The 8,353-nt window shown below is 73.0% G+C and carries 6 protein-coding genes; 3 read left to right on the top strand and 3 right to left on the bottom strand.

What is annotated here, in order from left to right; genetic code table 11:
- The first annotated feature begins 87 nt into the window (after positions 1-87).
- Positions 88-2,238 (top strand): alpha-galactosidase, encoded by a 2,151-nt coding sequence (locus SSOG_RS30425; RefSeq protein ID WP_009718101.1) that lies wholly within the window; start codon positions 88-90, stop codon positions 2,236-2,238.
- A gap of 171 nt (positions 2,239-2,409) precedes the next feature.
- Positions 2,410-2,760, top strand: a complete 351-nt coding sequence (locus SSOG_RS30420; RefSeq protein WP_009718100.1) for a hypothetical protein — start codon at positions 2,410-2,412, stop codon at positions 2,758-2,760.
- A 12-nt stretch (positions 2,761-2,772) separates the two neighbouring features.
- On the opposite strand, the gene SSOG_RS30415 is transcribed toward SSOG_RS30420, so the two are convergent.
- Entirely contained in the window at positions 2,773-3,672 is a 900-nt protein-coding gene (locus SSOG_RS30415) for a hypothetical protein (protein ID WP_009718099.1), read from the bottom strand.
- A 53-nt stretch (positions 3,673-3,725) separates the two neighbouring features.
- Positions 3,726-4,322 carry a TIGR04222 domain-containing membrane protein gene (locus SSOG_RS30410; RefSeq protein ID WP_039941972.1) on the bottom strand — a complete coding sequence of 199 codons (597 nt, stop codon included), beginning with the start codon at positions 4,320-4,322 and terminating at the stop codon, positions 3,726-3,728.
- Positions 4,323-4,509: 187 nt separating this feature from the next.
- Between SSOG_RS30410 and SSOG_RS30405 the strand changes: the two genes are divergently transcribed.
- Positions 4,510-5,712: a GDSL-type esterase/lipase family protein gene (locus SSOG_RS30405; protein ID WP_039939065.1), complete on the top strand. Its 1,203-nt coding sequence runs from the start codon at positions 4,510-4,512 to the stop codon at positions 5,710-5,712.
- Here the strand turns inward: SSOG_RS30405 and SSOG_RS30400 are convergent.
- Positions 5,693-8,341, bottom strand: a complete 2,649-nt coding sequence (locus SSOG_RS30400; protein ID WP_009718096.1) for a fibronectin type III domain-containing protein — start codon at positions 8,339-8,341, stop codon at positions 5,693-5,695. The genes SSOG_RS30405 and SSOG_RS30400 overlap by 20 nt on opposite strands.
- Between the last annotated feature and the right edge of the window lie 12 nt (positions 8,342-8,353).

Below are 8,353 nucleotides of genomic sequence, written 5' to 3'. Positions count from 1 at the left end.
CCGGTCACATGCACGCCAGGATTGTGACCGGTCACACAGGGGCCGTCAAGGGAATCGTCAAGCGGTTGCGGGTGGAAGGGGCGTGGCGTGCGGGAGACGTTCACATGGGGCCATTCGGCGCTGGCGGCCGTGTTCGCGACCGGACCGGACGGGGTGCTCCGGCTGGTACGGCTGGGGCCCCCGGACGACACCGCGCCCCTGGGCGGCACCGCGTCGCCGACCGACGCCGCCCCGCTCCCCGTGGTGGAGGTGCTGGCGCTCGGCCACGGCAGCGACTGGTCCGGGCAGCGCGGCATCGAGACGGCGCTCGGCGCGCGGCTGCGCTACCGCGGCCACCGCGCCGAAACGGATGACAACAACAACGACGGCGGCTGGCACCGGTTGACGCTCGACCTCCACGACCCCGGCTCCGGCCTCACCGCCGAGGTCCGCTTCTCCTCACCCGACGGCCTGCCCGTGCTGCGCTCCGAGGTGCGGCTGACGAACGAGGGCACGGAGCCGCTCGTCGTCCAGGCCGTCCCCAGCCTCGTCCTCGGCGGTCTCCCCTCCCCCGGCGCGCTCGATGTTCACTGGGCGCACAACGAGTGGCTGGCCGAGGGCCGTTGGGCCGTCGTACCGCTGCGCGACCGGATCGTGGACGTGTCACGCGACGCCCATGGCCACGACAGCCGCACCGCCCTCGTCCTCGGCAGCGTCGGCAGCTGGTCCACCGACGGCCATCTGCCGATGGGCGCCCTGACCGAGCGCGCCACCGGCCGGGCCTGGCTCTGGCAGGTGGAGTCGCCGGTGGGGTGGCGCTGGGAGGCCGGGGAGCGGACCCACGGGACGTACGTCGCGCTCGGCGGCCCGACCGACGCCGAGCACCAGTGGCGCGAACGACTCGCGCCCGGCGCCTCGTTCACCACCGTCCCGGTCGCCCTCGCGCTCGCCGACCGGGGCGGCTTCGACGCGGCGACGGCCCATCTCACCGCGTACCGCCGGGCCGTCCGGCGCCCGCATCCCGACCACACCGCGCTGCCCATCGTGTTCAACGACTACATGAACACCCTGATGGGCGACCCCACCACCGAGCGGCTACTGCCCCTGATCGACGCCGCCGCCCGGGCCGGGGCCGAGTACTTCTGCATCGACGCCGGCTGGTACGACGACACCGGCGCCTGGTGGGACGGCGTCGGCGCCTGGGAGCCCTCCACCCGCCGCTTCCCCGGCGGGCTGCGGCTCGTCCTGGACCGCATCCGCTCCCTCGGCATGGTCCCCGGGCTGTGGCTGGAGCCCGAAGTCGTCGGCGTCCGCAGCCCGGTGGCCGCCGCCCTGCCGGACGAGGCGTTCTTCCAGCGCGACGGCGTACGCCTCGCCGAGAACGGCCGCCACCACCTCGACCTGCGCCACCCCGCCGCGCTCCGCCACCTCGACGCGACCGTCGACCGCCTCGTCGGCGACTGGGGCGTCGGCTACCTCAAGCTCGACTACAACATCAGCATCGCCCCGGGCACGGACTGGGATCCGGAACACGGCCACGCCGCTCCCGGCGCGGGCCTGCTCGCCCACGCCCGCGCCCATCAGCGCTGGCTGGCCGCCGTGCTCGACCGCCACCCGGCGCTCGTCATCGAGAACTGCGCCTCGGGCGGTCTGCGCATGGACGGCTCCTCGCTCGCCCTCACCCAGCTCCAGTCCACCAGCGACCAGCAGGACCCGCTCCGCTACCCGCCCATCGCCGCCGCCGCGCCGACCGCGGTGCCGCCGGAGCAGGGCGCGGTGTGGGCGTACCCGCAGCCCGGCTTCACCGACGACGAGATCCGCTTCGCGCTGACCGGTGCGCTGCTGGGCCGCGTCCACCTCTCGGGCCACCTCGACCGGATGTCCCCGGCCCAACTGGACCTCGTACGCGACGCCCTGGCGGCGTACCGGCAGGTGCGCCCCGACCTGCCCTCGGCCGTCCCCTTCTGGCCGCTGGGGCTGCCGGGGTGGACGGACGCGTGGCTGGCGCTGGGGCTGCGTGCCGGTGGCGACCGGACGTACGTGACGGTCTGGCGCCGGGACGGCGAGTCACCGACCCGTACCCTGCCGCTCCCCCACCTGGCGGGCCGCGCGCTCCGCGTCGAACACCTCCACCCGGCCGCCTCCCCCGCGCAGGCCACCTGGGCGCCGGACCGCGCCGAACTCACCGTCACGCTCCCCCACGCCCCCGCGGCGCTGCTGCTCCGCCTGACCGCCGCCCCGCTCCAACCGGCGCGCTAGGGGGTGTCTTGTCGGTCAGGTCGGATCAGCGAGCGGCGTCTGGTGCGGTGGCTCGCAACCCGCGTGAGGAGAGCGCAGCGGCGCTGCGTGCGACGAGCGCGGGGCCGCGAGGTGCCGTGCCAGGCGTCGGGAGCCCGGCATGACCGGCAAGACACCCCCTAGGCTCGCGACATGCCTTCTGTGCTCCTTCTGGGACTCGATCCGCGGCTGGCACCCGGCATGGACGCGGACGCCGTTCTCGCGCTCATCGACACGGACATGGCCCGCCTCCGCGAGCACGGCGCCAACACTTCCACGGTGCTGCTCCCACTCGACGAGTCGACCGAGCCCACCATCGTCGGGGCGCTGGCCGAACGTGCCTGGGATGTCGTCGTCATCGGGGGCGGTATCCGTAAGCCGGAGCAGTTGCTGACCTTCTTCGAAAAGGTCGTGAACCTGATCCGGCAGCACGCGCCGCAGGCGGCGATCGCGTTCAACACCAGCCCCGGCGACAGCTCGGAGGCCGCACAGCGCTGGCTGTGAGGGACGGCCGGGTCAGGCGGCGGGGCGGCGTAGCGCGTGCAGCACCTGGGCGTCGCTCGCCGGGTGTGCGGTGCGCAGCATGCGCCGCAGCTCGTCCCGGTCGGCCGGGTCCGTCGTGCCCTGCGCGGTCACCGTGAGCCGTACGCCGTCGCGGTGGGCCGTCAGGACGAACTCGACGGCCCCGCCGCCGAGTTCCCGGGTCACCTCGGTGATGCCGTCGCCGTGCGGCCCGGTGCCGCGGGTCACCGCGAACGCCACATCGGGCCGCGCGACGCCCGCCGCGCCGGGGGCGTACGGGAGGTAGTGGACCCGGAAGCCGTCGGCCGTCAGATCCCCGTTGCCCTCGTCCACGCGGTACCCGGCGGGCGGGTCGGGCAGCAGCAGCTCCTGGCGGGCCAGCGAGGTGCCGGACATCAGGCCCCGCATCTCCTTCTCCTGCTGTGACTTGTGGGTGACGGCCGTGCCGTACGCCACCACCCCGAGCACCGCCACACCGGAGATCAGACGGACCGTCACGCCCGCGATGAACAGCGCCGCCACCAGCGCGTACGGCACCCCGCACAGCGCGGCGCGCTGTGCGGGCCCGCCCACGTGCAGCGCCCCGGAGTGCCAGGCGCCGATCCCGGCCGCGAGCCCGACCGTGCCGCCGAGGAACACCGTCAGGGCCCAGCCGAGCCGCCCGCCCGCCGTGCGGCACGGCGCCACCACGTGGCCCACCGGGGCCACTCCGACGGCGAGCACGCTGACCATGGCCGCCGCGCCGATCGCGACCGCCGGCAGCCGGTTGACGTCGAATCCGAGCCCGTGACCGAAGCCGATGCGGTAGGCGCGCGGCACCACCAGTGCCCCGGCCGCCCACACCAGCCCCAGGTACAGGGCGAGGTGCGTCCATCGTTTCCCCGTGACCTTCACGCCCCGATCATGTCAGGGCGCGTTCACCGAACACCTGAGTGCCCCTGCTCACTTCAGTCGCTGCCGCCGCCACCGCCACCGCCACCGCAGGAGTGGCCGCCGCCGTCGTGGCCGTGGCCCGCCCCCCAGTCGTCGAGGGCCTCGCCCAGGCGGATCAGTCGGCGGCCGAGGGTGAGCGGCGGCTCAATCACCTCGCCGATGTGGTACCGCAGCGCGTTGTCCGGCAGCGCGGCGAGGCCCTCGAAGACGTACGCGGGATACGCCCCGCTCTGCTCGGCCGCCTCCAGGTGCTGCCGGCCCGCACGGGTGAGGCGGGCACGCCTGGGGGTGATCAGGCCGGAGGAGACCATGCGGCGATGGATTTCCTCCACTTCGGGCCCGATCTCGACCGCGCCGAGCAGGGAGATCGTGCTCCGCGAGCGGCGTCGGCACAGGGCGAGGACGGCGCGCTCGACGGGGTGGGCGGGCTGGTCGGCCGGTTCGCCCACGACGCGCACACGCGAGAGGCGGATCCGCATGACGCCACGCTCATGCAGCGCGACGAGGGCGACTTCCATCATGCGCTGCGGCGCGCCGCTCAGATAGGCGATGTCGTACAGATCCAGCGTTTGCGGTGCGGCATCGGCGCTGCGTCGGAAAATACCCCTCATCGGAATGCCCCCTTCCATCCCCACTGCTTCCTTGTCGTGAGTTTTGTCCGGACAGTGCGCTCACGAACCGTGATCACGCCAGTTCAGAGGGAGATTTGAGGTTGGCGGTCCACGGCCGCCCAGAATCCGCTTTGCCTAAAACTATTAGGCACATCCATAATCACTTATGGCGAAAGGAAGGAAGGGTATGGCACCCCAGCAACGGACCGAGATGAGCACCACCCCCATCACCACGGAACTCGTGCGCGGCGCCCTCGATCTGGAGCGCACCGAGCACGGCCTGCTGCCGCACCGGCTGCCCGCCCGGGCGCGTGCGCAGTGCGCCGACGGCCAGTTGGCGATGGCCGAGGCGCAACCCTCGGGCGTACGGCTGGTGTTCCGTACCCGGGCGACCGCCGTCGCACTGGACGCGCTCCGCACCAAGATGGCCTACCGGGGCGCCCCGCCCCGCCCTGACGGTGTGTACGACCTGCTGGTCGACGGCCGCCTGGCCGCGCGGGGCAGTGTGACCGGTGGCAACGTCCGGACGATCGACATGGGCGGCGGCGCCGCGGAGACCGAGCCCGGCCCGGTCGGCACCGTACGGTTCACCGGGCTGCCCGACCGCATGAAGGACGTCGAGATCTGGCTGCCGTGGAACGAGATCACCGAGCTGGTCGCCCTGCGCGCGGACGCCGCCGTCGAGCCCGTACCGGACCGGGGCCGCAGGGTGTGGCTGCACCACGGCAGTTCGATCAGCCACGGCTCCAACGCCGAGAGCCCGAGCACGACGTGGCCCGCGCTGGCCGCCTCACGCGGCGGCGTGGAGCTGATCAACCTCGGCCTGGGCGGCGGCGCGCTGCTCGACCCGTTCACCGCCCGAGCGATGCGGGACACCCCCGCCGATCTGATCAGCGTCAAGATCGGCATCAATCTGGTCAACGCCGATCTGATGCGGCTCCGTGCGTTCGGCCCGGCGGTGCACGGCTTCCTCGATACCCTCCGCGAGGGGCACCCCAGCACCCCGCTGCTGGTCGTGTCCCCCGTGTACTGCCCGATTCACGAGGACACCCCCGGCCCCTGCGCCCCGGACTTCTCCCGCCTCAGTGAGGGGAAGCTCCAGTTCCGGGCCACGGGCGACCCCGCGGAGCGTGCCGCGGGGAAGCTGACGCTCACCGTCATACGGGACGAGCTGGCCCGCATCGTGCGGCAGCGGGCGGCCGACGATCCGTTTCTGCACTACCTCGACGGACGCGGCCTCTACGGCGAGGCCGACTTCGCCGAGCTGCCGCTGCCCGATCAGCTCCACCCGGACGCGGTCACCCACCGCCGCATCGGCGAGCGCTTCGCCGATGCGGCGTTCGGGAGCGACGGCCCGTTCGGCGCCGGGGCTAAGCCGACGGAGTCGTGACGGAGGCGGTGGCCGCCGGACCGGTGCCGGTGGCGGTCACCGCGGCGACCGAGAAGGTGTACGCGGTGGCCGGGCGCAGACCGCCGACGACCCGCAGCATGCCCTTGGCCCTGATCTGGGCGACCAGGACGTCCCGGCCGGTCACCTCGACGGTACGGCCGTCGGACACGGTGATCCGGTAGCCGATGACCGGGGTTGCTCCCGCGGACTTGGGCGGCGTCCAGGACACCGTCGCCGCCGTGGCCTCGGCGTTCGCCTTCACGCCCGTGGAGGCATCCGGCAGCGCCCCGGCGGTGGGGCCGGGCGTCACCGGGGCCGCGGGCAGCGAACGCTCGCTGCGGCCCTGCTCGTTGCGGGCGGTCACGGTCACCGTGTACGGCGTGCCGTTGGTGAGCCCGTCGACCACCGCGTACGCGACGCGCTTGAAGCGTGCGGCCGGGATGGTGGTGGACACGGCACGCGAGCCGTCGGCGGGGGTGGCGGTGACCGTGTACGAGGTGACGGGGGCGCCGCCGGTCACGTACGACGGGTTCCACGTCACGTACACCGAGCGGTCGGCCGCGAAGTCGCCGACCCGGGTGGGCGCTTCGGGTACGGATCGCGCGGCGTACGTACGGCCGAGCAGCCCTCGGTAGCGCGGTTCGAGACCGGCCGCGGCCACGATGTCCGCCGGGGCCTTCGAGGGGTCGGACAGGATGTGGTTGCCGCTGGTCACCACGCCCTTGTCGTCACCGTCGCGGTCGCCCTGCTCCCAGTGGTTGCCCGCGATGCGCGTCGGGTCGTTGTTGCCGAGGTCGTCGCGGTAGTCGGTGTGCTTGCTGAGGACGTTGGCCTGGGCGCCGTGGAGGACGTTGCCCTCGACCGTCACATAGGTGCAGCCGTTGTCGGTGTAGACCGATCTGCCCAGACCCCACTGGTCGCGGATGACATTGCTGGTGATCTTCTCGCCGTCGGCGAGCGAACTCCCCGTCAGTCCCTGGGTGTAGACGCCGCCGCCGTCGTCGAGCGCCTGCATGTAGTCGAAGATGAGGTTGCTGGACACCCTGTTGTCGCGGGAGACATTGGCGGTGGCCGGTTTGCCGATCTTGTCGGGCCAGCCGCCCCAGCCCATGGAGATCGCGGTGTAGGCGACATGGTCGATCTGGTTGTGGGCGATGGTGGTGTTCTGGGTGTAGCCGTTGAGGATGGCGACACCGCCGTGATACTCGCGGGGTAGTGCGTAAAGGTGGTTGTTGGTGACCGAGACCCGGCGGGTGAGGTCCGCGTCGGTGCCGGGTCTCGGGGCGTCGACGCCGCCGATCTCCAGGCCGTTGCCGGAGATGTCGGTGAAGACGCTGCCGCGCACGATGGCGTTTTGCGTACCGGTGCCGAGTTCGAGCCCAGCCGCGCCGAGGTGGGTGAACGCGTCGTCGGAGAACTCGACGTTCCGGCCGTGGCTGATGGACACGTTGCCGGGCATCCTGGTCCAGGAGGCGTACGGGCACGTACCGCCCGGGGTGTAATCGCACAGTCCCTGGGTCTTCCAGCCATCCGCGCCGGTCACCGTGTATCCCGCCTGGACCTCGGAGAAGCCTTCCGGCGATGAGGGCGTGAGCCAGGTGGCGTAGGAGAACTGGATCGAGCGCAGCGCGATGTCGTGCAGCGGGGCGTCCCCGGTGCCGCGCCCGTCGACCAGCTTCTCCAGCGCCGGGGCCTCGACGGCGGCGGTCCGGAGGTGCTCACCGGAGCGGGGGCGGTAGTAGACGGTGTGGCTCGAACGGTCGAGATACCACTCGCCGGGCTGGTCGAGGACCTCGTAGGCGTTCTCGACGTAGCCGGGCAGGGCGCCGCCGGTGAGCTTGCCGGGGCCCACCATGTTGATGCTGCGGCCAGGGATGTCGGGGAACTCCACGCGCCGGGTGGAGTTGTCCCAGCACGGCTGGGCCACGGTCACCGTGGTGCCGCGCGCCGAGCCGATCGGGCAGCGCGGCTCGGTCCACGGGCCGAGTCCGTACTGCTGGATGTTCCACAGCGCCTCGCCGCTGGGGTAGACGAACTCGATGTCCGACGGATTGCGCCAGCGGGCGAGGGTGTCGGCGGAGGCGGTGTATCCGGTGGCGGTGGCGGTCAGGGTGACGGGGAGCGCCCCGCGCGCCCGCTGGGCGCGGACGCCGTCGACGTACAGCTGCCGGGTGTTGCCGAGCCCGGCGGGCGCGGGTGCCTCCCACAGCCCGCGGCTGCCCTTGACCGGCCGCCAGCCCCGCACGGCCCGCCCGCCGCTGAAAACGGTGCCCGGGCTGCCCTGCCAGATGACGCGGTGTCCGTTGCGGCCGGAGTCGCGGGCGTCGAGGACGAGCGGACGGCCGAGCCGGTACGTACCGGGCGCGAGCCGAACGGTGAGGTCGGCGGTCTGGTGCGGGGCGCGCTTCCGCACGAGGTCGCGGGCGCGTTCGGGGGTGCGTACGGGGGCGGCGCGGGTGCCGGGGGCGTGGTCGTCGCCGTACGGCGCCACGTAGACGTCGGCGGGCGCGGCCCGGACGGTGTGCGCGTCGGCGGGGGCGCCGAAGGCGGCGCCGAGGGTGGCGAGGACGGCCGCGACGGCGGCGGCTCTTCGGGCCGCCCGGATCGTTGAACGGAAGTGCTCCGACATGTCCCTCCCTGT

It is taken from the genome of Streptomyces himastatinicus ATCC 53653 (assembly GCF_000158915.1).
GTDB classification, from domain to species: Bacteria; Actinomycetota; Actinomycetes; order Streptomycetales; family Streptomycetaceae; genus Streptomyces; species Streptomyces himastatinicus.
Note: the sequence above shows the minus strand (reverse complement) of the source record. Positions and strands in the feature narration are given on the sequence as shown.